General features: G+C 60.6%; 19 protein-coding genes and 1 pseudogene. 12 read left to right on the forward strand and 8 right to left on the reverse strand.

Annotation, left to right across the window (positions count from 1 at the left end; genetic code table 11):
* Positions 1 to 20: 20 nt before the first annotated feature.
* A complete protein-coding gene (locus tag ACWKV5_RS06690; RefSeq protein ID WP_483840669.1) occupies positions 21 to 1,037 on the reverse strand; it encodes a Bug family tripartite tricarboxylate transporter substrate binding protein in 1,017 nt (338 codons plus the stop codon).
* A 381-nt stretch (positions 1,038 to 1,418) separates the two neighbouring features.
* Between ACWKV5_RS06690 and ACWKV5_RS06695 the strand changes: the two genes are divergently transcribed.
* The 6 genes from ACWKV5_RS06695 to ACWKV5_RS06720 all read left to right on the forward strand — a co-directional run bounded on the left by ACWKV5_RS06695 (position 1,419) and on the right by ACWKV5_RS06720 (position 9,001).
* Complete coding sequence (locus ACWKV5_RS06695; protein ID WP_483840670.1) at positions 1,419 to 2,774, forward strand: MFS transporter; 1,356 nt, start codon at positions 1,419 to 1,421, stop codon at positions 2,772 to 2,774.
* Positions 2,767 to 3,723, forward strand: coding sequence for an amidohydrolase family protein (locus ACWKV5_RS06700; protein WP_483840671.1), 957 nt, complete (start codon positions 2,767 to 2,769; stop codon positions 3,721 to 3,723). The genes ACWKV5_RS06695 and ACWKV5_RS06700 overlap by 8 nt, the downstream gene beginning before the upstream one ends.
* The gene (locus tag ACWKV5_RS06705) at positions 3,720 to 4,724 is read left to right on the forward strand and encodes a 4-hydroxythreonine-4-phosphate dehydrogenase PdxA (protein WP_140665797.1); all 1,005 of its coding nucleotides are present in this window, start codon (positions 3,720 to 3,722) and stop codon (positions 4,722 to 4,724) included. Before ACWKV5_RS06700 ends, ACWKV5_RS06705 begins: the two co-directional genes overlap by 4 nt.
* A 451-nt stretch (positions 4,725 to 5,175) precedes the next feature.
* On the forward strand, positions 5,176 to 6,351 hold the full coding sequence (locus tag ACWKV5_RS06710) for an L-rhamnonate dehydratase (RefSeq protein WP_007943924.1): 1,176 nt from the start codon (positions 5,176 to 5,178) through the stop codon (positions 6,349 to 6,351).
* A gap of 52 nt (positions 6,352 to 6,403) precedes the next feature.
* Positions 6,404 to 7,399, forward strand: coding sequence for an AraD1 family protein (gene araD1 / locus ACWKV5_RS06715; protein WP_483840672.1), 996 nt, complete (start codon positions 6,404 to 6,406; stop codon positions 7,397 to 7,399).
* 21 nt (positions 7,400 to 7,420) lie between these two features.
* Positions 7,421 to 9,001: an aldehyde dehydrogenase (NADP(+)) gene (locus ACWKV5_RS06720; RefSeq protein WP_483840673.1), complete on the forward strand. Its 1,581-nt coding sequence runs from the start codon at positions 7,421 to 7,423 to the stop codon at positions 8,999 to 9,001.
* A gap of 131 nt (positions 9,002 to 9,132) precedes the next feature.
* Here the strand turns inward: ACWKV5_RS06720 and ACWKV5_RS06725 are convergent, their stop codons facing one another.
* Positions 9,133 to 10,041 (reverse strand): DMT family transporter, encoded by a 909-nt coding sequence (locus ACWKV5_RS06725; protein ID WP_483840674.1) that lies wholly within the window; start codon positions 10,039 to 10,041, stop codon positions 9,133 to 9,135.
* 156 nt (positions 10,042 to 10,197) lie between these two features.
* Between ACWKV5_RS06725 and aceK the strand changes: the two genes are divergently transcribed.
* The 5 genes from aceK (at position 10,198) to ACWKV5_RS06750 (ending at position 18,460) form a co-directional block, all read left to right on the forward strand.
* Positions 10,198 to 11,916: a bifunctional isocitrate dehydrogenase kinase/phosphatase gene (gene aceK, locus ACWKV5_RS06730; RefSeq protein ID WP_483840675.1), complete on the forward strand. Its 1,719-nt coding sequence runs from the start codon at positions 10,198 to 10,200 to the stop codon at positions 11,914 to 11,916.
* A gap of 190 nt (positions 11,917 to 12,106) precedes the next feature.
* Positions 12,107 to 16,018 carry an ATP-dependent RNA helicase HrpA gene (gene hrpA / locus ACWKV5_RS06735; RefSeq protein WP_483840676.1) on the forward strand — a complete coding sequence of 1,304 codons (3,912 nt, stop codon included), beginning with the start codon at positions 12,107 to 12,109 and terminating at the stop codon, positions 16,016 to 16,018.
* A gap of 331 nt (positions 16,019 to 16,349) precedes the next feature.
* On the forward strand, positions 16,350 to 17,471 hold the full coding sequence (locus tag ACWKV5_RS06740; RefSeq protein WP_483840677.1) for a beta-ketoacyl-ACP synthase III: 1,122 nt from the start codon (positions 16,350 to 16,352) through the stop codon (positions 17,469 to 17,471).
* A 144-nt stretch (positions 17,472 to 17,615) separates the two neighbouring features.
* Complete coding sequence (locus ACWKV5_RS06745; protein WP_483840678.1) at positions 17,616 to 18,230, forward strand: RNA polymerase sigma factor; 615 nt, start codon at positions 17,616 to 17,618, stop codon at positions 18,228 to 18,230.
* Positions 18,224 to 18,460, forward strand: a complete 237-nt coding sequence (locus ACWKV5_RS06750) for an anti-sigma factor family protein (protein WP_483840679.1) — start codon at positions 18,224 to 18,226, stop codon at positions 18,458 to 18,460. Before ACWKV5_RS06745 ends, ACWKV5_RS06750 begins: the two co-directional genes overlap by 7 nt.
* A 135-nt stretch (positions 18,461 to 18,595) precedes the next feature.
* Here the strand turns inward: ACWKV5_RS06750 and ACWKV5_RS06755 are convergent, their stop codons facing one another.
* Entirely contained in the window at positions 18,596 to 19,927 is a 1,332-nt protein-coding gene (locus ACWKV5_RS06755) for a putative porin (RefSeq protein WP_483840680.1), read from the reverse strand.
* A gap of 282 nt (positions 19,928 to 20,209) precedes the next feature.
* Between ACWKV5_RS06755 and ACWKV5_RS06760 the strand changes: the two genes are divergently transcribed.
* Positions 20,210 to 21,334, forward strand: coding sequence for a GNAT family N-acetyltransferase (locus ACWKV5_RS06760; RefSeq protein ID WP_483840681.1), 1,125 nt, complete (start codon positions 20,210 to 20,212; stop codon positions 21,332 to 21,334).
* A 15-nt stretch (positions 21,335 to 21,349) separates the two neighbouring features.
* Here the strand turns inward: ACWKV5_RS06760 and aqpZ are convergent, their stop codons facing one another.
* The 5 genes and pseudogenes from aqpZ to ACWKV5_RS06785 all read right to left on the reverse strand — a co-directional run bounded on the left by aqpZ (position 21,350) and on the right by ACWKV5_RS06785 (position 26,556).
* Positions 21,350 to 22,048 (reverse strand): aquaporin Z, encoded by a 699-nt coding sequence (aqpZ, locus tag ACWKV5_RS06765; protein ID WP_483840682.1) that lies wholly within the window; start codon positions 22,046 to 22,048, stop codon positions 21,350 to 21,352.
* A gap of 285 nt (positions 22,049 to 22,333) precedes the next feature.
* Positions 22,334 to 24,166, reverse strand: a complete 1,833-nt coding sequence (locus ACWKV5_RS06770; RefSeq protein WP_123433950.1) for an ABC transporter ATP-binding protein — start codon at positions 24,164 to 24,166, stop codon at positions 22,334 to 22,336.
* 85 nt (positions 24,167 to 24,251) lie between these two features.
* The gene (locus ACWKV5_RS06775; RefSeq protein WP_483840683.1) at positions 24,252 to 24,809 is read right to left on the reverse strand and encodes a peptidylprolyl isomerase; all 558 of its coding nucleotides are present in this window, start codon (positions 24,807 to 24,809) and stop codon (positions 24,252 to 24,254) included.
* 3 nt (positions 24,810 to 24,812) lie between these two features.
* Positions 24,813 to 25,618, reverse strand: a pseudogene (locus ACWKV5_RS06780) (alpha/beta fold hydrolase).
* A 14-nt stretch (positions 25,619 to 25,632) separates the two neighbouring features.
* Positions 25,633 to 26,556 (reverse strand): PA3225 family LysR-type transcriptional regulator, encoded by a 924-nt coding sequence (locus tag ACWKV5_RS06785; RefSeq protein ID WP_483840684.1) that lies wholly within the window; start codon positions 26,554 to 26,556, stop codon positions 25,633 to 25,635.
* Positions 26,557 to 26,570 lie beyond the last annotated feature (14 nt).

The following is a 26,570-nucleotide window of genomic DNA, read 5'->3' on the forward strand; positions in this document are numbered from 1 at the left end:
TGCGGACGGCCGTTGGCGACTCAGTTTTTCAGCCAGCCGGCTTCTTTGAACACCGGGGTCACGCGGGCGGTGTCTTTCTCAATGTAGGCGGTCAGCGGCTCACCTTCGAGGAAGGTCGGCACCAGCGCGTTCTGTTTCACGTACGCCTTGAACTCCGGCGTCTCGGTGACTTTGCGCATCAGCTCGACATAAAACGCGCGCTGCTCGGCAGTGACGTCGCCAGGCATGAACACGGTGCGCGGGAAGCGGTACTGGTCGATGCCCAGGCCTTCTTCGTGGCAGGTCGGCACGTCGGCCCAGGATTTATCCCCGGCGACTTTCTCGGTGTAGCTCATGCGCTCTTTACTGAACACGCACAGTGGCTCGACCTGGTCGCCACGCCATTGGCTGATGCTTTCGCTGGGGTTGTTGACGTTGGCGGCGATGTGTTTGCCGGCCAGTTGGGTCGCGGCTTCACTGCCGCTCTTGAACGGGATGTAGACGAGTTTGGCGTCGTTGGTCTGGTTCAGCAGCAGGGTCAGGGTCTGGTCGACATCTTTCGACTGGCTGCCGCCCATGCGCAGGTTCGACGGGTCCGCCTTGACCGCGGCGTAGAAGCCCTTGGCGTCCTTCCACGGTGCGTCTTTGTAGCTCCAGAGAATGAAGTCATCCTCGGCCACGGCGGCGACTGGCGTCAGTTCCTGCCATTGGTAACCAAGCTTGGACACCAGCGGCAACAGGTAGATGTTGTTGGTGCCGATCACCAGTTTTTCGGCGTCGCCCTTGTTCATTTTCAGGTCGAGAAAGGCTTCGGCACCATTGCCACCGCCCTTGTTCAGGACGATGGTATTCACATCGAGAAACTTGTGGGTGGTGATGATCGACTGGATCAGGCGACCGAGTTGGTCAGTGCCGCCACCGGGACCACCGGCGACGACGATTTCGACGTTCTTGTCCGGCTGCCAGGCAGCGTTGGCGAGCGCGGGAAGGGCGCCAGCGGCGATCAGTGTGCAGCCGAGAAACAAACGGGAGGTGCGACGGACGAATGCATTTCGCATGATGGAAGGGCCTCGTTTTTGTAGTTGTTATGAGTGGCTTGTCGATGCTCGATTGCTGCAAGCCTGGCCTGAGTGTGTGAAGCCGCCGGCTCCACGTCTAGTCAAAACAATACATACACCGATAGCCTGGGGTTATAGGTCTGGGCAGTGAAAGTGGCCGTTAACGCTCCAGCCTTTGCGCCAGAGCGGTTTTCGAGGAAAGTCGAAAAGGCTGCTATCCGTTGAAAGCTGCCTGAAAGCAGGGCATGCCATAACTCGAGGCTATCGCCTGATTTCAAGTTTTGATTAGACGGTTATCACTGGGCCTTCGATAGTGCTCACCAACGCCGCCACGCCGCGGCAATGTCGTCACCACAAGAATAATAAATCGAGGTACGCACCATGGCTCGTCCCAGTGCTTCCCTGCATCTGCATGACTCGGGTGCTCAATCGGCAGGTGTTCAATCATCGGCAGCGGCCGTCCCGCTCTCCGGTGCGAGCAAAGCCAGCAGCGTACGCTGGCGGATCTTCGCGATCGTCTTTGCGTTGACCATGGTCAACCTGATCGATCGGGTGTCGCTGTCGATTGCGATGCCGACCATCGCCCATGAATTCTCCCTGTCGCCGAGCCTGCAAGGGCTGATCCTCAGCAGTTTTTTCTGGGCGTATGCGCTGTTGCAGATTCCCGGCGGCTGGCTGATCGACCGTTTCGGTCCGCACCGGGTGATCAGTTGGTCCACGGGGTTGTGGGGGACTTTTCAGGTCATCGCTGCCTTTGCCACGGGCGGTGTGTCACTGCTGTTTGCCCGCGTCGCACTGGGGGCCGCCGAGGCGCCCTTGTTTCCCTCCGGCGGCAAGCTGATTTCCCTGTGGCTGGCGCCGAGCGAGCGCAGTCGCGGCGCGGTGCTGATGGACAGTGGCAGCCCGTTGGGCGTGGCACTGGGCGGGTTGATCATTGCGTACCTGATTGCTTCGCTGGATTCGTGGCGCCTGGCGTTCGTGATCGCCGGGATTGCAACGCTTGTTCTGGCATGGCTGGCGCGGCGTTATCTGCGCGATGACCCGGCCACGCATCCGCAAGTGAATGCCCAGGAGCTGGAGAAGATCAACGCCGGACGCGCGACGCCCGCTGCCGAAGCCGCCCGTGCGCCGGTCAAGGGCCTGGGCATCGCGCCCCGTTCATTGACGGGTTTGCTGATCGGCCGTGCGAGTTGGGCGATGGTCTATTTCGGTTTGCTGACCTGGGGCCCGAGTTACCTGGCGCAGGCGCGCGGCTTCGATATCAAGGGCATTGGCGCGGCGACCTTCGTGATTTTCATCTGCGGTGCGCTGGGTTCATTGACCGGTGGTTTCCTCTGCGACGGCCTGATTCGCAAAGGTGTCAGCCGCGGTGTGGCGGTCAAGAGTCTGCTGGCGTTCTCCGGCGTCGTGGCGTTGGGCGCGTTCCTGTTGCTGCCGACCCTGAGCGATCCGTTTGCGGCGGTGGCGTTGTTGGCCATGACCGCGTTTTTCCTGATGTGGGGCAGCCTCTACTGGAGCTTCCCGGCGTTGCTGGCGGCGCCGGCGCGAGTCGGTTTGATCGGCGGCGTGATGAACATGGCCGGCAGCACGGGCGGTATCGCGGTGCCGATTCTGGTGGGCGTCATTGTGCAAATGGCCGGCGGTTTCGCGCCGGTGCTGGGGTTCTTTGCGGCGTGCTCGGCGGTCTTCGTGTTGGCCACATTGTTTATCAGCCTGGATGAGGTGCGTCATGACTAAGGTGTGGGACGGCCCGATCGTAGACGCTCATCACCATTTCTGGGACCCGGCGATCAATGACCATCCGTGGCTCTCGCCCGAGGCCAATATCCCGTTTCGCTACGGCGACTACAGCGCGATCAAACGGCGTTATTTTCCCGATGACTACTTCGCCGATGCCGGTGCCCATAACGTCGTGCAAACGGTGTACGTCGAAACCGAATGGAACCCGCGAGACCCGATTGGCGAAACCCGTTTCATCGAGGGGCTGGCCGCTCGCTACGGCGTGCCGAATGCGATCGTCGCGCAAGCCTGGCTCGACCATCCGGACGCCATCGCGGTGCTGTCCGAGCAAGCGGGTTTCAAGTGTGTGCGCAGTGTGCGCCACAAGCCCGGCGGTCCTATCGCACCGGAGCAGGTTGGGCACGTGCGCAGCCTGATGAGCGACGAACACTGGCGCCGCAGTTACGCCGCGCTGGAAGGCCTGGGCCTGCATTTCGACTTGCAGACGCCTTGGTGGAATCTGCACGAAGCCGAACGCCTGGCCCGGGATTTCCCCGGCATCACGCTGATTCTCAACCATGCCGGTTTGCCCAACGACCGCAGTGCCGAAGGCCTGGCCGGTTGGCGCCTGGCGATGGCGCGGCTGGCGCAGTGGCCGAACGTGCGGGTGAAGATCTCCGGCCTGGGCCAGGGCGGTCAGCGTTGGCGCGCCAAAGACAACGCCTGGATCGTGCGCGAAGTCATCGCCATGTTCGGCTGCGACCGGGCGATGTTTGCCAGCAACTTCCCCGTGGACAGCCTGTGCGGCTCGTTCGACGACATCTACAGCGGTTTCAAATCCATCGTTGCCGATTTTCCGAGCGCCGATCAGGAACGACTTTTCTACAGCAACGCGCAGCGGGTCTATCGCTGCGAGCCTTGCGCCATTGACCGGGTGCGGCCTGAATCCTTGAGGAGTGAAGCATGAACAAAACCACCATCGCGATGGTCCTGGGCGACCCGGCCGGCATCGGTCCGGAACTTATCGCACGCCTGCTCGCCGAGCCCGAGGTGCGCCGTCAGGCCCATGTGATTTTGATCGCCGACGAAGCAGAAATGCGTCGCGGCATGCGCATTGCCGGAGCGGAATTTCCGTACCGTCGCGTCGAATCGCTGGAGCACCTGTCATTCGTTGATGACACGCCGCTGTTCTATGACTTTCGCGGCGACACGATTGGCGAGTTTGCGCGCAATGAAGCCAGCATCATCGGCGGTCGCTACAGCCTCGACACCCTGGAAAAAGCCCTGCGCCTGACCGAGGCCGGCATCACCGACTCCGTGCTGTTCGGACCGCTGAACAAGACCTCGCTGCACATGGCTGGCATGGCGCATAACGATGAGCTGCACTGGTTCGCCGAGTTGCTGGATTTTCACGGGCCGTTCTGCGAGTTCAACGTGCTCGATAACTTGTGGACGTCGCGGGTGACTTCCCATGTGGCGCTGGCTGAAGTGCCGGGCATGCTCACGCAGGCGCGGGTGGTGGAAGCCATTCAGTTGATCGACACCGCGCTCAAGCGCAACGGCCTGGCCAAACCGCGCATTGGTGTGTGCGGGCTGAACCCGCATAACGGCGACAACGGCTCATTCGGCCGGGAAGAGCTGGACATCATCGGCCCCGCCGTGCGCTCCGCCCAGGCGTTGGGGATTGCGGCGGAAGGGCCGTACCCTGGGGACACGATTTTCCTCAAGGTGCAGGGCGATGCCAGTGCCTTCGACGCGGTGGTGACGATGTATCACGACCAGGGCCAGATCGCGATCAAGTTGATGGGCTTCTCCCGCGGCGTGACGGTGCAGGGCGGCTTGCCGATACCGATTACCACGCCGGCCCATGGCACCGCATTCGACATTGCGGGGCAAGGCAAGGCGAACGTCGGGGCGATCCGCCAGGCGTTCGAAATCGCGTGCCGGATGGGTACCAACAACTACTGACACAACACTGATCCCCCTGTGGGAGCGAGCCTGCTCGCGAAGGCGGTCTGACGGTCACTGAATGGGTGCCTGTACTACCGCTTTCGCGAGCAGGCTCGCTCCCACACTGATTGATGGTGTTGCTGGATTTTTGTGATCAACGCAATTCCCCTGTGTGGAGCGAGCCTGCTCGCGAAGGCGGTCTGACAGTCACTAAAAAGGTGTCTGTACTTCCGCTTTCGCGAGCAGGCTCGCTCCCACATTTTTTTTGCATTAAGGCTGATAACCCGATCTAGCGGATAACTCGTTTTTGCGATCACCCCAGGTTATCGCCGGATACGCATAAGTGATTATCCGCACCCCCGAGCGCTGGCTAAAGTCGCTCCATCGAATGCCTGGAACCCGCTACCCGAGCGGTTCTTCGCAGCGACCCAACAACTACAAGAAGCCGGCAGCGCAAGGAATTGTATTCATGAAAATCAAAGCCATCCGTACCCGCGTTTTTGAGTGGAAAGGCAAAGTCGTTCCGCCTCAAGCGCACTTCTGCACCAACGCCAGTGACATCCTGTTCGAGCGTGGCGACGCCATGGGCTCGTTCCGTTTTCACGGCTGGCTGGTGGTGGAAGTCGAGACCGATACCGGCCTCGTCGGCATCGGTAACTGCGCCCTGGCGCCGCGTGTGGCCAAGGAAATCATCGACACCTACCTGGCACCGATTGCGATTGGCGAAGACCCCTTCGACAACGAATACATCTGGCAGAAGATGTACCGCCAGAGCCACGCCTGGGGCCGTAAAGGCATTGGCATGGCGGCGATCTCGGCCATCGACATCGCCATCTGGGACATCATGGGCAAAGCCGTGAACAAACCGGTGTTCAAATTGCTCGGCGGGCGCACCAAGGAAAAGATCTGGACCTACGCCTCAAAACTCTACGCCAACGACAACCTCGACCTGTTCCTCGAAGAAGCCCAGGGTTATCTGAACCAGGGTTTCACCGCACTGAAAATGCGCTTCGGCTACGGCCCGAAAGACGGCCCGGCGGGCATGCGCAAGAACATCGAACAAGTGCGTGCATTGCGTAACCTGGCCGGCCCCGACATCGACATCATGCTCGAATGCTACATGGGCTGGACTTTGGAATACGCCCGCCGCATGTTGCCCAAACTCGCCGAATTCGAACCGCGCTGGCTCGAAGAACCGGTGATCGCGGATGACATCGAAGGCTACATCGAGTTGAAAAAAATGGGGATCATGCCGATCTCCGGCGGTGAGCATGAATTCACTTCCTACGGCTTCAAGGACCTGCTGGAACGCCGCGCCGTCGACGTGATCCAGTACGACACCAACCGCGTCGGCGGCATCACTGCCGCGCGCAAGATCAACGCCATGGCCGAAGCCTGGTCGGTGCCGGTTATCCCTCACGCCGGGCAGATGCACAACTACCACCTGACCATGTCCACCACCGCCTCGCCAATGGCCGAGTTCTTCCCGGTGTTCGACGTCGAGGTCGGCAACGAACTGTTCTACTACGTGTTCAAGGGCGAGCCACAACCGGTCAACGGCTACATCCAGCTCGACGACAACACACCGGGCCTAGGCCTGGAAATCTCCGATGAATACCTGAGCGACTTCAACATCATCGAGTGACCTTGAGGTGTCGCCTGCGGGCGGCGCCATCCCCGACTTTCTGGAGGCCGTCATGCGCCTGATTCAATTTGAAAACACCGCCGGCGAGCGCCAGGTCGGCCTCGTCGAGGGTGCACAGGTCCAAGTGCTCAAAGGTACCGGCAGCACCCGTGAACTGGCCCTCGCGGCAATTCGCGCCCAGCGCAGTCTGCAAGAAGAGGTCGCCCGGCGCGGCACCGAACCGGGTCCCGATTACGCGCAACTGCTACAGCAAGGCAAAGTCCTGCCACCGCTGGACCACGAAGACCCGGCCCATTGCCTGATCAGCGGCACCGGCCTGACCCATCTTGGCAGCGCCTCGGCACGGGACAAGATGCACCAGCAGGGCGGCGCCGTCGAAGCCGGCATGACTGACACCATGCGCATCTTCAAGTGGGGCCTGGAAGGTGGAAAACCCGCCGCCGGGCAGGTCGGTGCGCAACCGGAATGGTTCTACAAGGGCGACGGCAGCATCGTCGTGCGCCCCGGTGCGGACTTTCCGGTGCCACCGTTTGCCGAAGACGCCGGTGAAGAACCCGAGTTGACCGGCCTGTACGTGATCGGCGACGACGGCCTGCCGTATCGCCTCGGTTATGCCTTGGGCAACGAGTTCTCCGACCATGTGATGGAACGACGCAATTACTTGTACCTGGCGCATTCGAAACTGCGCTATTGCTCCTACGGCCCCGAACTGCGTGTCGGTGAATTGCCCAGGCATCTGGTCGGCACCAGCCGCATCAAGCGCAATGGCGAAACGATCTGGGAAAAGGAATTTCTCAGTGGCGAAGACAACATGTGCCACAGCCTCGCCAACCTCGAATTCCACCACTTCAAATACGCGCAGTTCTTGCGCCCCGGCGATGTCCATGTGCACTACTTCGGCACCGCCACGCTGTCGTTTGCCGACGGGGTGAAAACCCAGCCGGGCGATCGCTTCCAGATCAGCCTCGATGAGTTTGGTGCGCCACTGGTGAACGGTATCGGCGAAAGCGCCCAGCCGTTGGCCATCGGTCAGGTGCGTGCGCTTTAAGCCTTTCAAAAGGAACCCTTCATGACATTGCCACTGGGACACAACTACATCGGCGGTCGCCGCAGCGCCAACGGCACGTTGCAACTGCAAAGCCTCGACGCGACCACCGGCGAACCGCTGCCGGGCACCTTCTTTCAGGCATCCGAAGCCGAAGTGGACGCCGCCGCCAACGCTGCGGCCGCCGCTTACCCGGTCTATCGCAACCTGAGCGCTGAAAAGCGCGCCCGGTTCCTCGACGCCATCGCCGATGAAATCGATGCGCTCGGCGATGATTTCGTCGCCACCGTGTGCCGCGAAACCGCGCTACCGGCCGGGCGCATTCAGGGGGAGCGGGGGCGCACCAGCGGGCAGATGCGTTTATTCGCCAAGGTCCTGCGTCGCGGGGATTTCTACGGTGCGCGGATTGACCGGGCACTGCCGGATCGCCAGCCGTTGCCGCGTCCGGACCTGCGTCAGTACCGCATCGGTTTAGGGCCGGTCGCGGTGTTTGGCGCGAGCAACTTTCCCCTGGCATTCTCCGCGGCCGGCGGTGATACCGCGTCGGCCTTGGCCGCCGGTTGCCCGGTGGTGTTCAAGGCGCACAGCGGTCACATGGCGACGGCCGAGTGGGTGGCGGACGCGATCATCCGTGCCGCCGAACGCACGGAAATGCCAGCGGGCGTGTTCAACATGATCTACGGCGGGGGCGTTGGCGAGTGGCTGGTCAAGCACCCGGCGATTCAGGCGGTAGGCTTCACCGGCTCGCTCAAGGGCGGCAATGCCCTGAGCCATATGGCCACGACCCGCCCGCAACCGATCCCGGTGTTTGCCGAAATGTCGAGCATCAACCCGGTGTTCCTGTTGCCCGAAGCGCTGGCGGAACGCGGCGAGCAAATCGCCGCACAACTCGCCGGTTCGGTGACCCAGGGTTGCGGTCAGTTCTGCACCAATCCCGGCCTGGTCATTGGCCTGCGTTCGCCGCAGTTCAGCACCTTCCTGGAAACCTTTTGCGCGAGCATGAACCAGCAACCGGCGCAGACCATGCTCAATGCCGGTGCCTTGGTCAGCTACAGCCGAGGGCTCGCAGAGTTGCATGAACATCCGGGGGTGATGCATCTGGCGGGCCGCCCGCAAGAGGGCAATCAGGCGCAGCCGCAGATATTCAAGGCGGATGTCAGTCTGTTGCTCAAGGGCGATGGATTGCTTCAGGAAGAAGTCTTCGGGCCGACGACTATCGTCATTGAAGTTGCAGATCGGGCGCAGTTGGTGGCGGCGTTGCACGGATTGCGCGGGCAATTGACGGCGACGCTGATTGGCGAGGCCGAGGAGTTGCTGGAGTACCGCTGGCTGGCCGAGCTGCTTCAGGAGAAGGTCGGGCGGATTTTGCTCAACGGCTATCCGACCGGGGTCGAGGTGTGCGAGGCGATGGTGCATGGCGGGCCGTACCCCGCGACGTCCGACTCGCGGGGGACGTCGGTGGGGACGCTGGCGATTGATCGGTTCCTGCGGCCGGTGTGCTTCCAGAATTATCCTGAGGCGTTGCTGCCCGAGGCGTTGCAGAACGCTAATCCGCTGGGGATTCGGCGGTTGGTGGATGGGGAGGTGTGTCAGTCGGCCTTGTAGTGTCTGAACCGACGCCATCGCGAGCAGGCTCGCTCCCACACTGGATCTCCTGTGAACACAACATCTGTGAGCGCTGAGGTTAACTGTGGGAGCGAGCCTGCTCGCGAAGGCGTCATCAGCACCACCAGAATCTACTTGGCCGTCACCTCAGCCACTTTCACCACCGCCGGCTTCAACACCAGCCACAACGCCGCCGCAATCAACACCCCGCCATAGATATGCGCCATCGACAACGGCTCATCCAGCAACAACGCTCCCCACAACACCCCGAACGGCGGGATCAGGAAGGTCGTGGTCATCGACCGCACCGGCCCGACCGAGCTGAGCAAGCGGAAGTAGATGATATACGCCAGCGCAGTACACACCAGCCCCAACCCCAGCAACGACAACCAGACATTCCAGCCGCCCCAGCTCGCCGGCGGTTGGCTGATCACGCTGTAGCCGAACAACGGCAACAGAAACAGCGTCGCCCCGAGCATGCTGCCCAGCGCGGACAAACGGCTGTCGAGACCGCCGGCCTGATCCAGCCAGCGGCGGGCGAGGAAACCGGCGAAGCCGTAACAGGTCGTGGCCATCAGGCAGGCGAGGGCGCCCATCAGCAATTGCAGGTCGAACGCGACCGGGCCCGCCCGGGTCAGCACGCCCACACCAAACAACCCGAGCAATACCCCGCCAAGCTTGGCGGCGGTGAGTCGTTCATGGAAGAACAACCCGCCGATCAACACGCCCATCAGTGGCGTGGTGGCGTTGAAGATGGCCGAGTACCCGGCCGGCAGCACCTGGGCGGCCACGGAATACAGAGTCGCCGGGATCCCGGAGTTGATCACCCCGAGCAGCATCACGGTCTTGAGTTTGCCTTTGAAGTCCCAGCTGATGCGCATCAGCCCGAGAATAATCAGCAGGCCGGTGGCAGCGATCGACACGCGGAAAAACGCCGTGGGGATTGTGCCAATCACGGGGGCGATGATGCGCATGAACAGAAAGCTCGCACCCCAAATGGCCGCCAATGACAGTAAACGGACGATATCGACGGGGTTCACGCTGCTCTCCTTCCTTTATGGGGACGAGAGTGTTGCCGAGTGCCAGATCGATGGCAACCGAAAAACGGGCAAATAACTGCAGTGAAAATTACGCTTCTCCTGCACCCGGTTCACTGGCTAAGCTCAGGGCTCACGAATTCCCGCAGAGGTCTCACCATGCCGCAGCAATGGCCAGCCGCCGATATCGCCCGAATGATCCTCGATGGCTTTGACGATTACCGCGAGCATTTCCGTCAGATTACCGACGGCGCGCGAGCCCGCTTCGAGCAGGCCCAGTGGCAGGAGACGCAAGTCGCGTCCGCCGCGCGGATCAATCTCTATGAAGAAAAAGTCAGTGAAACTGTGGAGCGGCTGCGCGTCGCGTTCGACAGTGACACGCTGGACGTCAGTTGCTGGCCGCTGGTCAAGAGCGCGTACATCACGCTGATCGACCTGCGTTTCGACGATGAACTGTCCGAGACCTGGTACAACTCGATTTTCTGCGGTTTGTTCAGCCATGACCTGATCAGCGACGGCTGCATGTTTATCCACACCACGCGCCCAAGCCTGCGTCGGGCCCGCGCCGCACAAACCCGCACCTACAAACCTCAGGGTCAGTTGTCCGGCATGCTGGCGAGCATTTTTGCCGACTACCGTTTCAGTGAAGATTACGCTGACCTGGCCGGCGACCTGAGCCGCCTCGAAGCGCAACTGCGCGAGAACCTGCCGGACTGGGTGTGCAAGGACCCGGAGCTGAGCGTCGAGCTGTTTTCCTCGGTGCTCTACCGCAATAAAGGCGCGTACCTGGTCGGGCGCATCTACACCCGGGACGAGCAGTGGCCGCTGGTAATTCCGCTGCTGCACCGCGAAGGTCGCGGGATTCAGATCGATGCGCTGATTACCGATGAAGCGGACGTGTCGATCATCTTCTCGTTCACCCGCTCGTATTTCATGGTCGACGTGCCGGTGCCGGCGGAGTTCATCGGTTTCCTCAAGCGCATCCTGCCGGGCAAGCACATCGCCGAGCTGTACACCTCGATCGGTTTCTACAAACACGGCAAGTCCGAGTTCTACCGGGCGCTGATCAATCACCTGGCCAACACCGACGACCAGTTCATCATGGCCCCCGGTGTGCGCGGCATGGTCATGAGCGTGTTTACCCTGCCGGGTTTCAACACCGTGTTCAAAATCATCAAGGACCGTTTCTCGCCGTCGAAGAACGTCGACCGCGCCACGGTGATCGAGAAATACCGTCTGGTGAAAAGCGTCGACCGCGTCGGGCGCATGGCTGATACCCAGGAGTTCGCCGATTTCCGTTTCCCGTTGAGCAAGTTCGACCCGGCGTGCCTGGAAGAATTACTCGAAGTGGCAGCCTCCACGGTGTCGGTCGAAGGCGACACTGTGCTGATCCGCCACTGCTGGACCGAACGGCGGATGACGCCGTTGAACCTGTACCTGGAAAACGCCAACGAGGCGCAGGTGCATGAGGCGCTGGAGGATTACGGCCTGGCGATCAAGCAACTGGCGGCGGCGAACATCTTTCCCGGCGACATGCTGCTGAAAAACTTCGGCGTCACCCGCCACGGTCGCGTGGTGTTTTATGACTATGACGAGATTTGTTTCCTGACCGAGGCCAACTTCCGCCACATCCCGCAGCCGCGTACGCCGGAAGACGAGATGGCATCGGAGCCTTGGTATTCGATCGGGCCGCTGGATGTGTTTCCCGAGGAGTTTCCACCTTTTTTGTTTGCTGACTCGGGTCAGCGGCGCTTGTTTGATCAGTTGCATGGCGAGTTGTACAACGCCGATTACTGGAAAAGCCTGCAAGAGGCGATTCGGGCGGGGAAGATCATCGACGTGTTCCCGTATCGGCGCAAAGGCTTCGAAAACGAATAACCTCGTTTGGGCGACCACAAACCTGTAGGAGCCCGGCTTGCCGGCGATGGCGTCCGCAAGATCGCTATCGCCGGCAAGCCGGGCTCCTACAGGGAGCAGTGACCGTTCGAAAAATCGCAGCGCTCATTTGTACCGCCAAATCTGCGACAATCGCCCCCCTGCGCCACTAGACGACTGAATTGCGTACCCGATGACCGACGAATCGCCCTCCATCGACAAACTGCTGAAAAACCTCGATCACGCCATGCTCGCCGACCGCCACCGGCTGCGGCGGCAGTTGCTTGAGCTGCGCAAGAAACCTGACGAGGCCAAGCTGGCCCTGTGGGTGACGCGCCTGCAGGCGTCCTGTGATCAGGTGTTGGCGCGGCGCGCCAGCCTGCCGGTGATTCGTTACGACGACAGTTTGCCGATCGCCGCCAAGCGCGACGAAATCAAAGCCGCGCTGCTCAAGCATCAGGTGCTGATCATCGCTGGCGAAACCGGCTCGGGTAAAACCACCCAGTTGCCGAAGATTTGCCTGGAAATCGGTCGCGGCCAGCATGGCCTGATCGGCCACACCCAGCCGCGTCGAATTGCGGCGCGCAGCGTGGCCAGCCGCGTTGCTGAAGAACTGGCGACGCCACTGGGCGCGCTGGTCGGTTATCAGGTGCGGTTCGAGGACCAGAGCGATTCCAACACCCTGATCAAACTGATGACCGACGGCATCCTGCTGGCGGAAACCCAGAACGACCGCTACCTCGAACGCTACGACACGATCATCGTCGACGAAGCCCACGAACGCAGCTTGAACATCGACTTCCTGCTCGGTTACCTGAAAACCCTGCTGCCGCGCCGTCCGGACCTGAAAGTCATCATCACCTCGGCCACCATCGACCTGGAGCGCTTCTCCAAGCACTTCGACGACGCACCGATTGTCGAAGTCTCCGGCCGCACCTTCCCGGTGGAAACCTGGTATCGCCCGCTGACGCTGGAGCAGGACGAAGAGGGCAACCGCGTCGAGGACGACTTGACCGTGGACCAGGCGATTCTCGCCACCCTCGACGAAATTGCCGCGTTCGAACGCAGCGAGCGCAAGAGCCCCGGCGATGTGCTGGTGTTCCTGCCCGGCGAGCGCGAAATTCGCGATGCCGCCGACATGCTGCGCAAGGCCCAGCTCAAGCACACCGAAATCCTGCCGTTGTATGCGCGTCTGTCGCCGGCAGAGCAGCAGCGGATTTTCCAGTCGCACCCAGGACGTCGCGTGGTCCTGGCGACCAACGTCGCGGAAACTTCGCTGACGGTGCCGGGCATTCGTTACGTGATCGACAGCGGCACCGCACGCATCAGCCGTTACAGCTACCGCGCCAAGGTCCAGCGCCTGCCCATCGAGGCGATTTCACAGGCCAGCGCCAACCAGCGTAAAGGTCGCTGTGGTCGGGTTGAGCCCGGCATCTGCATCCGCCTTTATGGCGAAGACGATTTCATGGGTCGCCCGGAATTTACCGACCCGGAAATCCTGCGCACCAACCTTGCCGCCGTTATTTTGCAGATGCTGCACCTGCGCCTTGGCGAGATTACCGATTTCCCGTTTATCGAACCGCCGGATGGCAAGGCCATCAGCGACGGTTTTAACCTGCTGCAAGAGCTTTCGGCGGTGGACCGCAACAGTCAGCTGACCCCGTTGGGGCGCAATCTGGCGCGCTTGCCGGTGGACCCGCGCATGGGCCGCATGCTCCTGGAAGCGGCGAAACTCGGCAGCTTGCAGGAAGTGCTGATCGTCGCCAGCGCCATGTCGATTCAAGACCCGCGCGAGCGTCCGCCGGAGCGTCAGCAGGCGGCTGATCAGGCTCACGCACAATGGAAAGACGCGGACTCGGACTTCGCCGGGTTGGTCAATCTGTGGCGCGGCTTTGAAGAGCAACGCCAGGCGCTGACGGCGAGTCCGTTGCGCAATTGGTGCCGCAAGAATTTCCTCAATTACCTGCGGTTGCGCGAATGGCGCGACTCGCACCGTCAGTTGAGCCTGATCTGCCGCGACATGCAGCTGAGCATCAACAAAGAACCGGCGGATTACCCGAAACTGCACAAAGCCGTGCTCTCGGGCCTGCTCAGTCAGATCGGCCAGAAAACCGATGAAGGTGATTACCTGGGCGCCCGTCAGCGGCGTTTCTGGATTCACCCGTCATCCGGTTTGGGCAAGAAGCGCCCGCAATGGCTGATGACCGCCGAGCTGGTGGAAACCACCAAACTCTATGCGCGCATGGTCGCCAAGATCGATGCCGACTGGATCGAGCCGCTGGCCGGGCACCTGATCAAGAAAAACCACTTCGAACCGCATTGGGAGAAGAAGCGCGGTCAGGTTGTGGCCTTCGAGCAGATCACTTTGTTCGGACTGATCGTGGTTGGTCGCCGGCCCGTGCATTACGGGCCGATTGATCCAGTGGTGTCCCGTGAGTTTTTCATTCGTGAAGGGCTGGTGCGCGGCGAGATTCAATCCAAGGCCAAATGCCTGACAGCCAACGCGCAACTGCTGGAGCAACTCGACGAACTGGAAGCCAAGGCCCGTCGCCGTGACATTCTCGCCGACGAAGAAACCCTGTTCGCTTTCTACGATGCGCGATTGCCGGCGGAGATTCACCAGACCGCCACGTTCGACAGTTGGTACAAGGTCAACAGCCAGAAAGACCCGCAGCTGTTGATCATGCGCGAAGAAGACGTGCTGGCCCGCGAGGCTAGCGAAGTCACCGCCCTGCATTACCCGGACACCCTGCATATCGGTGATCTGGAGCTGTCGCTGAGTTACCACTTCGAGCCTAACCATCCACGCGATGGCGTGACCCTGCGCGTGCCGGCGCCGTTGCTGCCAATGTTGCCACCGGAACGTCTGGAGTGGCTGGTGCCGGGGGTGATCGAAGCCAAATGCATCGCGCTGGTGCGCAACCTGCCCAAGGCCTTGCGCAAGAATTTCGTGCCGGTGCCAGACTTCGTCAAAGCCGCGCTGCAACGCATGACCTTCGCCGAGGGTTCATTGCCGCAGGCGCTGGGCCGCGAATTGCTGCGCATGACCGGCGCGCGGGTCAGCGATGAAGCGTGGGCCGAAGCGTCACAACAGGTCGACAGCCATTTGCGAATGAACCTGGAAATCGTCGACGGCGAGGGCAAGTTCCTTGGCGAAGGGCGTGATCTGGCGGAACTGACCGCGCGTTTTGCTGAAGCGAGTCAGGCCGCATTGGCGGTACCGCAAACCGCGAAAAGCCAGCGACCGGTGGAGGCGAAAGTCTTTGCCGCGGTCGCCGAGAAAACCCAACAGAAGATTGCCGGGCTGTCGATGACGGTCTATCCGGCGCTGGTGGAAGAGGGCGGCACGGTCAAGGAAGGGCGTTTCTCGACGCCGGCCGAAGCCGAGTTCCAGCATCGTCGTGCATTGCAGCGTTTGCTGATGCAGCAACTGGCGGAACCGGCGAAATTCCTGCGCGGCAAGTTGCCGGGGCTGACCGAATTGGGCCTGATGTACCGCGACATGGGGCGCGTCGACAGTCTGGTGGAAGACATTCTGCTGGCCAGTCTCGACAGCTGCATTCTCGACGGTGAAGACCCGTTGCCACGCGATGGTGCCGGGCTGGCGGCGTTGGCCGAGCGCAAACGTGGCGGCTGGACTGAACACGCCGAGCGTCTGGCGAAGCTGACCCTGGAAATCCTCAAACTGTGGCATGGCCTGCAAAAACGCTTCAAGGGCAAGATCGACCTGGCGCAAGCCGTGGCCCTGAACGACATCAAGCAGCAGCTCAGTCACCTGGTGTATCCCGGTTTTGTCCGTGAAACGCCAATGGTGTGGCTCAAGGAGCTGCCGCGTTACCTGAAAGCGGTCGAGCAGCGTTTCGAGAAAATCGGTGCTCAGGTGCAACGGGATCGGGTGTGGAGCGGCGAATTGTCCGGCCTCTGGGCCCAATACCAGACCCGCGCCAGCAAACATGCCCAGGAAGGCAAGCGCGATCCGCAGCTGGAGCTGTATCGCTGGTGGCTGGAGGAATACCGGGTTTCGCTGTTTGCCCAGCAATTGGGGACCAAGGTGCCGATCTCCGATAAACGCCTGAATAAACAGTGGACCCAGGTCGAACCCTGAAACCGGGGCTCGCCACAAAACCTGTGGGAGCGAGCCTGCTCGCGAAGGCGGTGTGTCAGTCAACAATGATGTTGAAGCTGATGCCCTCTTCGCGAGCAGGCTCGCTCCCACATTTTAGGTACGCCGTTACTCGCGCAAAAGGCGCCAAAATCTAACGTTTATGGCAAACTTCGCGCCTATAAACGCCGGCCCCGCGGTTTTGAGCCCTTCAAGGTTCGGGCGGAACGGAATAAAGCGATGCCTGGTTGGCTTCCCGTGACGGGAACAGACCCTTTGTGTGTTGGTACGTCGGTGCCAATGCTTTCTGCCTGAACAGATTAGAGAAACGACCATGCATAACGTCGTCATCAGCGGCACCGGCCTGTACACCCCGGCCAACAGCATCTCCAACGAAGAGCTGGTGCAGTCCTTCAACGCCTACGTCGCGCAATTCAACGCCGACAACGCCGAGGCCATTGCCCGTGGCGAAATCGAAGCGTTGACCGAGTCCAGCGCTGCGTTTATCGAAAAAGCCTCCGGCATCAAAAGCCGCTTTGTCATGGACAAGGACGGCATTCTCGACCCGCAACGCATGGCGCCACGCCTGCCGGAGCGCTCGAACGACGAATGGTCGGTGCTCTGCCAAATGGCCATCGGCGCTGCCGAACAAGCCTTGCAGCGCGCCGGCAAGACTGCTGCGGACATCGACGGCGTGATCGTCGCCTGCTCCAACCTGCAACGCGCCTACCCGGCCATCGCCATCGAAGTCCAGGAAGCGCTGGGCATCCAGGGCTTCGGTTTCGACATGAACGTTGCCTGCTCCTCGGCAACCTTCGGCATCCAGGCCGCCACCAACAGCGTGCAACTGGGCCAGGCCCGGGCGATCCTGATGGTCAACCCGGAAGTCTGCACCGGTCACCTGAACTTCCGCGACCGCGACAGCCACTTCATCTTCGGTGACGCGGCCACCGCCGTGATCATCGAGCGTGCGGACCTGGCGACGTCCAAGTACCAGTTCGACATCGTCAGCACCAAACTGCTGACCAAGTTCTCCAACAACATCCGCAACAACTTCGGCTTCCTCAACCGCGCTGCGGAAGAGGGCATCGGTGCCAAGGACAAACTGTTCGTGCAGGAAGGCCGCAAGGTGTTCCGCGACGTGTGCCCGATGGTCGCCGAGCTGATCGCCACGCACCTGGATGAGAACAAGCTCAACATCGGTGACGTGAAGCGTTTCTGGCTGCACCAGGCCAACCTCAGCATGAACCACCTGATCGTCAAGAAACTGCTGGGTCGCGAGGCCACCGAAGAAGAGGCACCGGTGATTCTCGACACCTACGCCAACACCAGCTCCGCCGGGTCGGTGATCGCTTTTCACAAGAATCAGGATGATCTGGCCGCCGGCTCGCTGGCCGTGCTCAGTTCGTTTGGCGCCGGTTACTCGATTGGCAGCGTGATTCTGCGCAAGCGTTGAGCCACACCTTTTTCCGTTGGATAGTTGGGACGTTTCCTACAGTCGAAACCGTCAGGACACTGTAGCTTTCGGAAATAACGGCAGGACTGCGCCGCGGGCGGAGTCCTGCCGTCGTCATTTTCGAAGTCAGAACAAGGGGATTGATTGATGGCGGCTGACGATTCGCAACTGCTTGAGCGATTACTGGCCGGCGAGCAAAAGGCATTCAAGGAATTAGTCAGCACTTACCAGAGCGCCATGCGCGCGGTGGCCTACGCGATTGTGGGCAGCCGGCATGCCGACGAAATCGTTCAGGATGCGTGGCTGTCGGTGGTGCGTAACTTGAGCAAATTCGAGGCGAGGTCGAGCCTCAAGACCTGGTTGCTGACCATTACCGCGAATGCGGCAAAAGGTCGATACAAACAAAACCGTCGCGAAGTGCTCCTCGATGACCTGCCGTCGCCCCACGGGACCATCGATGACGATCGTTTCTCGTCCGCTGATGGTCATTGGCTGGTGGCGCCGTTTGCCTGGCACCAGGACACGCCGGAAGCGCTACTGACCGAAAACGAGCTGCGCGAATGCCTGGAACACACGCTGCTCAGCCTGTCGGAACTGCAAAGCAGTGTGTTATTACTTCGCGAGCGTCAGGGGCTTGAGCTGGAAGAGATCTGTAATCTTCTGGAAATCTCGCTCTCCAATGTTCGTGTGCTGCTGCATCGGGCACGGTTGAAGGTCTTTGCGACCGTAGAACATTTTGAGGAAACCGGCGAATGCTGACCTGTAAGGAACAAGTGGCACGTTCCAGCGATTATCTTGACGGGCAGTTGAGTTTTCGTGAGCGGCTGATGGTGCGTCATCACCTGATGTTCTGCCCTAATTGCCGGCGGTTCATTCGTCAGATGCGGGTGATGCAGGCGACATTGCGCGCCATGCCCGAGGACGCCGTGCCGGACGCTGATACGCTGGCCGAACGTCTGGCTGCCGAACGTCGCAAGGACATTCCGTAGCAGCGGGGATGGGGGGCGGGGGTCAAGAAACAGGCTCGCGTGGATGAATCGAACGGATGATGGGGATCAACCCATCCACGCCAGACTGTAAAAGCAACCCGGGCTTCCTTGCCCGAGTCGTGTAGCGGGGGTAAATCAGAACTTCGCTTCAGCATCCAGTTGCAGGGTGTTGATGTCCGAATCTTTCTTGTTGATGCTGGCGTTGGTCTGGTCAGACGTTGCCATGAAGTACGTCGCGCCCAGGTTGAAGTTCTTGTCCAACTCGTAGCTCACTTTCAACTTGCTGCCGCGCGAACCGGTGAAACCGTTGGCGAAGTCGGAGTCGGTGAAGGCGCCGACTACCGAGTTACGCTGTACATCGCGGTAGTTGTAGTCCACTGCGAAGCCGTAGAGCTTGGTCTTGACGCCGGTCAACCAGCCAGTGTCCTGGTCGTTGCTCGCGTCTTTGTTGTTGACGTACTGACCGTACAGCGAGAGCGGTACTGGCAGGTTGTTGATGTCGAGCTGACCAAAGCCTTCATACAGTTTGAAACGTTCGTTCGGGCTGTTGCCGTTGACGGCCAGGGCGCAGGGCGCGGTGACGGTGCCGGTGGTCGGGCAGGCGCTGTTCGCGTCGTTGTCGTAGGAATAGATACTGCCGCCCAAGGTCATTTTCAGGCTGTCGGTGATGGCAAAGCGCGCACCCAACTGGCCAGCGTACAGACGCAGGTCGTGTTTGAACTGCACGCCTTCGCCGTCGACGTTGTCCTTGAGGGTGTAGTGACCGGCGCTACCGAACAGTTCGGTGCTGCCGCTCAGCGGGTACTTGTAGGATGCGGACAGGCCTTCCGGGTTGATGTCGCTATCCCAGATGATGTCGCCCATGCTCACCCATTGTTGTGGCATCTTGCCGCCAACGAGGTGCAGGTTCTTGATCGCGTCCGGGTGGTAGTCGACGTAACCCTGGTCCAGCCAGATCTGCTTCTTGTCGAAGTAGTTGTTCAGGTCCTGGTTGGTGGAGCGCGCGTCGTCGTTGCTGCCGGTGGCGATACGGATACCGGTGTCGACTTGCGGGTTGATTTCGCTGTAGGCACCCAGTCGGGCACGAATGCGCTGGCGATCCTGGTCTTTGTTGTTTGGAACGCCATCGTTGTGGACGGTTTCTTCACGGAAACGAACGTCACCCTTGAACTGGGTCTTGGCGGCCCATGCCAGTTTCTGGTCGAAGGCACTCAGCGTGTCGGTTTTCTTCGCAGTTTGTGCGATCTGCTCGTTGGTCTCTTGCTGAGCCTGACGGGCGATTTGCTGGTCTTTCTGATCCCGGGCCAGTTCGGCTTGCAGCTCGCCGTACTGTGCGTTGGTAATCGAGCCGTTAGCCTTGAGCATGTCGAGCAGTTTGGCGTCGACTGCAGCGCTGGCCGGAACGCTCATGGCCAGCAGTAGCCCGCCACACAGGGCCGCCGCAGTTTTCGTGGAAGCAAGACGCATATCAATCTCCGAAGATGAGAGTGGATGACTGAGCCATCCAGGGCACAACCGACCATTGATGGACGGAAAACAGTGGCCGGGTAATAACCAGGCGCTCTAAAAACAGGCGCCAGTATCGCGATGGTTTATGACAGGGCAGTGGCAAAGTGATGGCGTCTTGATGACGATACAAAGGCTGTTTGAACTTTTTCTTCGCGGGCCTGTCGGCGAAACGCGGGTGTGGAATGGCTGGCGATAGGCGATACTCGCGAGGCTTTCACGCAAGAAGTGGAGAGGAAGTTGATGCCGCTGCAACGATTGGAAAATCTGTCCGAAATCGCACCGCATAACTGGGATGCGCTCGTTCCTGAGAGTCAGCCTTTTCTGCGCCATGCCTTCCTCAGTGCCCTGGAGGACAGCGGCAGTGTCGGCCCGCATTCCGGCTGGCAGCCCGAGCATTTGTTGCACGTCGAGGGTGATCGGCTGATCGCCGCGTTGCCCAGTTACCGCAAGTGGCATTCCTATGGCGAGTACGTGTTCGATCACGCCTGGGCCGATGCCTGCGAGCGCGCCGGTATCGACTATTACCCCAAATTATTGACCGCCGTGCCCTTCAGTCCGGTGAGTGGTCCGCGGTTGCTGGCGGCCAGCGTCGAGGACGGTTTCGAGTTACTTAACAGCCTGCCGGGCTACCTTGAGATCGAAGGGCTTTCCAGTGCGCACATCAACTTCACTGACCCGTTTACCGACGCTGCATTGAGCGAACAGCCAGGCTGGCTGCAGCGCATTGGCTGTCAATATCATTGGCAGAATCGCGGCTACCGGGACTTCCAGGACTTCCTCGACGCTCTCAGTTCACGCAAGCGCAAGCAGATGCGCAAAGAGCGTGAGCAAGTGGCGGGGCAGGGCATTGATTTCGAATGGCTCGAAGGTCGGCAGCTGGATCAGGCGCAGTGGGATTTCGTCTATGCCTGCTACGCCAATACTTACGCGGTGCGTCGGCAAAGGCCTTATTTGACGCGCGAATTCTTCAGCCTGCTGGCCGAACGCATGCCGGAGTCGATTCGCGTGGTGCTGGCCAAGCAAGGCTCACGGCCGGTGGCCATGGCCTTCAGCCTGGTGGGTGGCGACAGTTTTTATGGTCGTTACTGGGGCTGCCTGGCGGAGTTTGATCGCCTGCACTTCGAGACCTGTTTCTATCAGGGCATGGACTATGCGATTGCCAACGGCTTCCAGCGATTCGACGCCGGTGCCCAGGGCGAACACAAGCTGATTCGCGGGTTTGAACCGGTAATCACGCATTCCTGGCACTACCTGCGGCATCCCGGTCTGAAAGCAGCAGTCAAAGACTTCCTCGAGCAAGAGCGTGTCGGCGTGCTGGCCTATGCCGAAGAGGCGAGGACCGCCTTGCCTTATCGGCAAGACTGATCCTCGTTCGGGGCCTTAAGCGTCTTCTTTGCCCAGCCAGCGATAAACCACGCCGCCAATTACCGCACCGAGCAGCGGCGCGACCCAGAACATCCACAGTTGTTGAATCGCCCAGCCTCCGACAATCAGGGCCGGGCCGGTGCTGCGCGCCGGGTTGACCGAGGTGTTGGTGACTGGAATCGAGATCAGGTGGATCAGAGTCAGTGCCAGGCCGATGGCGATGGGCGCAAGTCCGGCCGGGGCGCGCTTGTCGGTGGCACCGAGGATGATCAGGATGAACATCGCCGTCATCACCAGTTCACAGACAAACCCTGCTGCCATGGAGTAGCCGCCGGGAGAGTGTTCGCCATAACCGTTGGAAGCCAAGCCCCCGGCCAGGTCGAAGCCGGGTTTGCCGCTGGCAATGAAGTACAGCAACGCGGCTGCAATCACTGCGCCGATTACCTGGGCAATGATGTAGGCCGGCAGTTCCTTGGCCGGGAACCGTCCGCCGACCACCAGGCCCAGCGACACTGCCGGATTGAGGTGACAACCGGAGATATGGCCGATGGCGAACGCCATGGTCAGCACCGTCAAACCAAACGCCAGGGACACCCCCAGCAAACCGATCCCCACATTCGGGAAGGCAGCGGCCAGTACCGCACTGCCACAGCCTCCTAACACTAACCAGAACGTGCCTACTAACTCTGTCGCAGAACGTTTGAATAGAGACATGAGAGCGTGTCCTTTCGAGGTTTTACTGCCTATCGCATCCAGTAGATGGACTGCAGAACCATCTCCAGAAACCTTGGCTGAGTACAGCAGGGTTTTTTGAGAATTCCAGTGCCCATAAAAAACCGCCAGAGCCCGTGGTTGAGAGGCTGTGGCGGTTTTAGGCGTGTAAAAGATCCCTGTGGGAGCGAGCCTGCTCGCGAAGGCGGTGTATCTGACACAACTATGCCAACTGACACGCCGCCTTCGCGAGCAGGCTCGCTTGTATGGGGTTGGGGTGATTGCGGGTTAATCGATTCCTACGAAACCGCCGGTCTGGTGCTGCCACAGCCGTGCATACAACCCACCATGGGCCAACAGTTCGGCGTGGGTGCCGGTTTCGGCGATCCTGCCGTTTTCCAGCACCACCAACCGATCCATCCGGGCGATGGTTGAAAGCCGGTGGGCAATGGCGATCACGGTTTTGCCCTGCATCAGGGTTTCCAGGCTTTCCTGGATCGCCGCTTCGACTTCAGAGTCGAGGGCTGACGTGGCCTCGTCCATGATCAGGATCGGTGCATCCTTGAGCAGCACCCGGGCAATCGCAATCCGCTGGCGCTGGCCACCGGAGAGTTTCACTCCGCGCTCACCGACATGCGCATCAAAACCGGTGCGGCCTTCGGCGTCGGACAGTAACGGAATGAACTCGTCGGCACGGGCCTTGTGCACCGCTTCCCAGAGTTCGGCGTCGGTGGCGTCGGGTTTGCCGTACAGCAAATTGTCGCGGATCGAACGGTGCAGCAGCGACGTGTCCTGGGTGATCATGCCGATGCGCTCGCGCAGGCTTTCCTGGCCGACGTCGGCAATGTTCTGGCCGTCGATGAGGATTCGCCCGCCCTCCACGTCATACAGGCGCAGCAGCAGATTGACCAAGGTCGATTTGCCGGCACCGGACGGACCGATCAGGCCGATCTTTTCACCGGCCTTGATGTTCAGGTTGAGGTCGCCAATGATCCCGCTCTTCTTGCCGTAGTGGAAATCCACGTGCTCGAAGCGCACTTCGCCGCGAGCGACGGCCAGCGGTTTGGCTTGATCGCGATCGGTCACGCTGACCGGTTGCGAGATGGTCTGCAAACCGTCCTGGACCATGCCGATGTTTTCGAAGATGCCGGTGACCACCCACATGATCCAGCCGGACATGTTGACGATGCGGATCACCAGGCCAGTGGCCAGGGCAATCGCGCCCACGGTGATCAGCGACTGCGTCCACAGCCACAGGGCCAGGCCGGTGGTGGTGACGATCAGCAGGCCGTTCATGCTGGTGATGACCACGTCCATGCTGGTGACCACGCGGCCAGCCAGTTGGGCCTTTACCGTCTGCTCTTCGATGGCTTCCTTGGCGTACTGCTGTTCGAAATTGGTGTGGGCGAACAGCTTCAGCGTGGTGATGTTGGTGTAGCCGTCGACGATCCGCCCCATGAGTTTGGAGCGCGCATCGGACGACACCACCGAACGCTCTTTAACCCGTGGCACGAAGTAGTAGAGCGCACCCATGTACGCGGCGATCCAACTCAGCAACGGGATCATCAGGCGCCAGTCGGCCTCGGCAAACAGCACCAGCGAACTGATCGCGTAGATCAGCACGTGCCAGAGCGCGTCCACCGCTTGCACCGCTGAATCACGCAACGAGTTGCCGGTCTGCATGATGCGTTGGGCGATGCGCCCGGCAAAGTCGTTCTGGAAGAAATTGAGGCTCTGTTTGAGCACGTAACTGTGGTTCTGCCAGCGGATCATGCTGGTCATGCTGGGGCTCAGGGTCTGGTGCACCAGCAAGTCGTGCAGGCCAACGAACACCGGGCGCAGGATCAGCGCCACCACTGCCATCCAGGCCAGCTCGATACCGTGTTCCTTGAAGAAATTGACGTTGGGCGTGCCTTGGGCGAGGTCGATGATGCGGCTCAGGTAACTGAACAGCGCCACTTCGATCAGCGCGCCGAAGAGGCCGACGATCAGCAGGGCGGCGAAACTCGGCCAGACCTGCTTCAGGTAATAGGTATAGAAAGGGAGAACCCGATCCGGCGGAGCCGCCGTCGGTGCATCACGAAAGACGTCGATCAGTTTTTCAAAACGGCGATAAAGCATCAGTTCTCCGCCCGCGCACGGGCTCTCCTTTGAACAGTGTGAGCGGTGCCGCGGGACGGCAACCGCTCAAGACTTCCTGTGAAGCTTAGTTGATGACCTTGGCCGACTTGATGAATACAGGATCGGCGGGCACGTCTTTCATGCCGCTTTTGGTAGTGGTCTGGGTATTGACGATGATGTCTACCACGTCCATGCCTTTCACGACTTTACCGAACACGGCGTAGCCGTCACCCTGGTCAAGGAAATCGTTGTCCTTGACGTTGACGAAGAACTGGCTGGTGGCCGAATCCGGATCGGAGGTACGCGCCATGGACAGCGTGCCACGGACGTTATGCAGGCCGTTTTTCGATTCGTTCTTGATCGGCGCTTCGGTCGGTTTTTGCTGCATTTGTTGAGTGAAACCGCCGCCTTGGATCATGAAGCCCGGAATGACGCGGTGGAAAATGGTGTTGTTGTAGAAGCCACTGTTCACGTACTTCAGAAAGTTTTCAGTGCTTTTTGGCGCCTTGACCGGGTCCAGTTCGATTTCGATCTGGCCGTTGGTGGTGTCCAGCAAGACGTGCGGTGCCTTGGCTGGCGTGGCAGCCATCAGGTTGGCGGCAAACAGAACGGAACCGGCGACGAGGGCGATTTTTTTCAGCATGGGTCAGTGATCCTGATTGGGGTGGTATCGACTGCGGTGAGAAACTCGAGCAGTGTTTGGTTGAAGCGTTCGGGTTGGTCCAGCGGGGTGGCGTGGCGCGAATCGGCGATCACCACCAGCCGCGCATCGGGCAGCAGTTTTACATAGGTTTCCTTCAGCGCCACCGGCGTGTAATCACGGTCGGCGCTGACGATGAGGGTTGGACAGGCAACCTTCGAAAGTCGTTCCTGAACCCCCCAGCCAACGATGGCATCGAAGCTGGCGAGATAAGCATGTTTGTCGTTTTTTGCCCAGCGCTCAGCCATCTTTTGACGCAAATCAGCCTGCTCCGGATTCGGGAACAGCTTGCCGCCGAGGGCCTTGCCGATGGTGCCCAGGCTGAGGACGCGCATCAGGCTCCAGCGTTTGAACCACTGCCAATAATCGTCGCGGCTGCGCAACTTGACCTCTGGCGCGCTGTTGACGATGGTCAGGCTCTTGAGCAATTGCGGCTGGTCCACGGCCAGTTGAAAACCGATCATGCCGCCCATCGACAGCCCCACGTAATGCACCGGGCCGAGGTTCAAATGCTCGATCAGCGCGACCAGGTCGGCACTGAAACCGGCAATGCTGTAGCGCTCGCGGGGTTTGTCGGAGCGACCGTGGCCGCGCACATCCGGGACGATCACCCGGTAGCGCGAGGACAGCGCCGGGATCTGCATTTCCCAGTCCAGCGTGCTGGACCCCAACCCATGGACCAGGAGCAATGGCGTGCCATGGCCATATTCCTCGTAGTGCAGGTTGCAACCTTCATGTTCGAAATAGGCCATGCATTCACTCCTTGTCAGGCTTGTTCAGGGGCGGCGAAAGGCGCGTCCAGTGGTGCGGTGTCGAAAGTGCGCAGCAGTTCGATGAGAATCTGCGTCGCCGGTCCCAAGGGTTTGTCCTTGTTCGAATACAGGTAAAAGCTCGGATTGCGACTGCCGCCCTGATCCAACGGTAGCAGCTTGAGCGTGCCTTCCTTGAGTTCCCGTTCAATCATGTGCCGTGGCAGCCAGGCGAACCCCAGGCCGCTGCTGACAAACGTCGCGGCGGTGGCCAGGCTGCCGACGGTCCAGCGCTGTTCGGCGCCGAGCCAGCCGACGTCGCGCGGCTGCTGCCGGCCGGAGTCACGGATCACCACTTGCATCTGGCTTTCCAGGTCCTGGAAATTCAGTTCGCGGTTGAGGCGGTGCAGCGCATGGTCGGGGTGGGCGACCGCGACGAATTCGACGTCGCTCAACTCCGCACCCAAATAGCCTGGAATGCTCAGGCCGGTGATCGCGAGGTCGGCCACGCCTTCGAGCAGGACTTCCTCCACCCCCGACAGCACCTCTTCACGCAGGCGAACACGGCAGCCGCGACTTTGCGGCATGAACGCGGTCAAGGCGCGCACGAGGCGAGCGCTCGGGTACGCCGCGTCGACCACCAGCCGCACTTCGGCTTCCCAGCCTTGTTCCATGTGATGGGCCAGGTCTTCCAGTTGGCTGGCCTGTTTCACCAGTTGCCGCGAGCGGCGCAGCAATACGCCACCAGCTTCGGTGAGCACGGCTTTACGACCGTCGATGCGCAACAGCGGCACGCCGAGCTGGTCCTGCATGCGCGCGACGGTGTAGCTCACCGACGATTGCGAACGGTGCAGCGCTTCGGCGGCCTGGGCGAAACCACCGTGGTCGACCACGGCCTGCAATGTTCGCCATTGATCAAGGGTCACGCGGGGCGCTTTCATGAATAGCTCCTCTT

The sequence above is a fragment of the Pseudomonas oplopanacis genome (genome assembly GCF_057128725.1).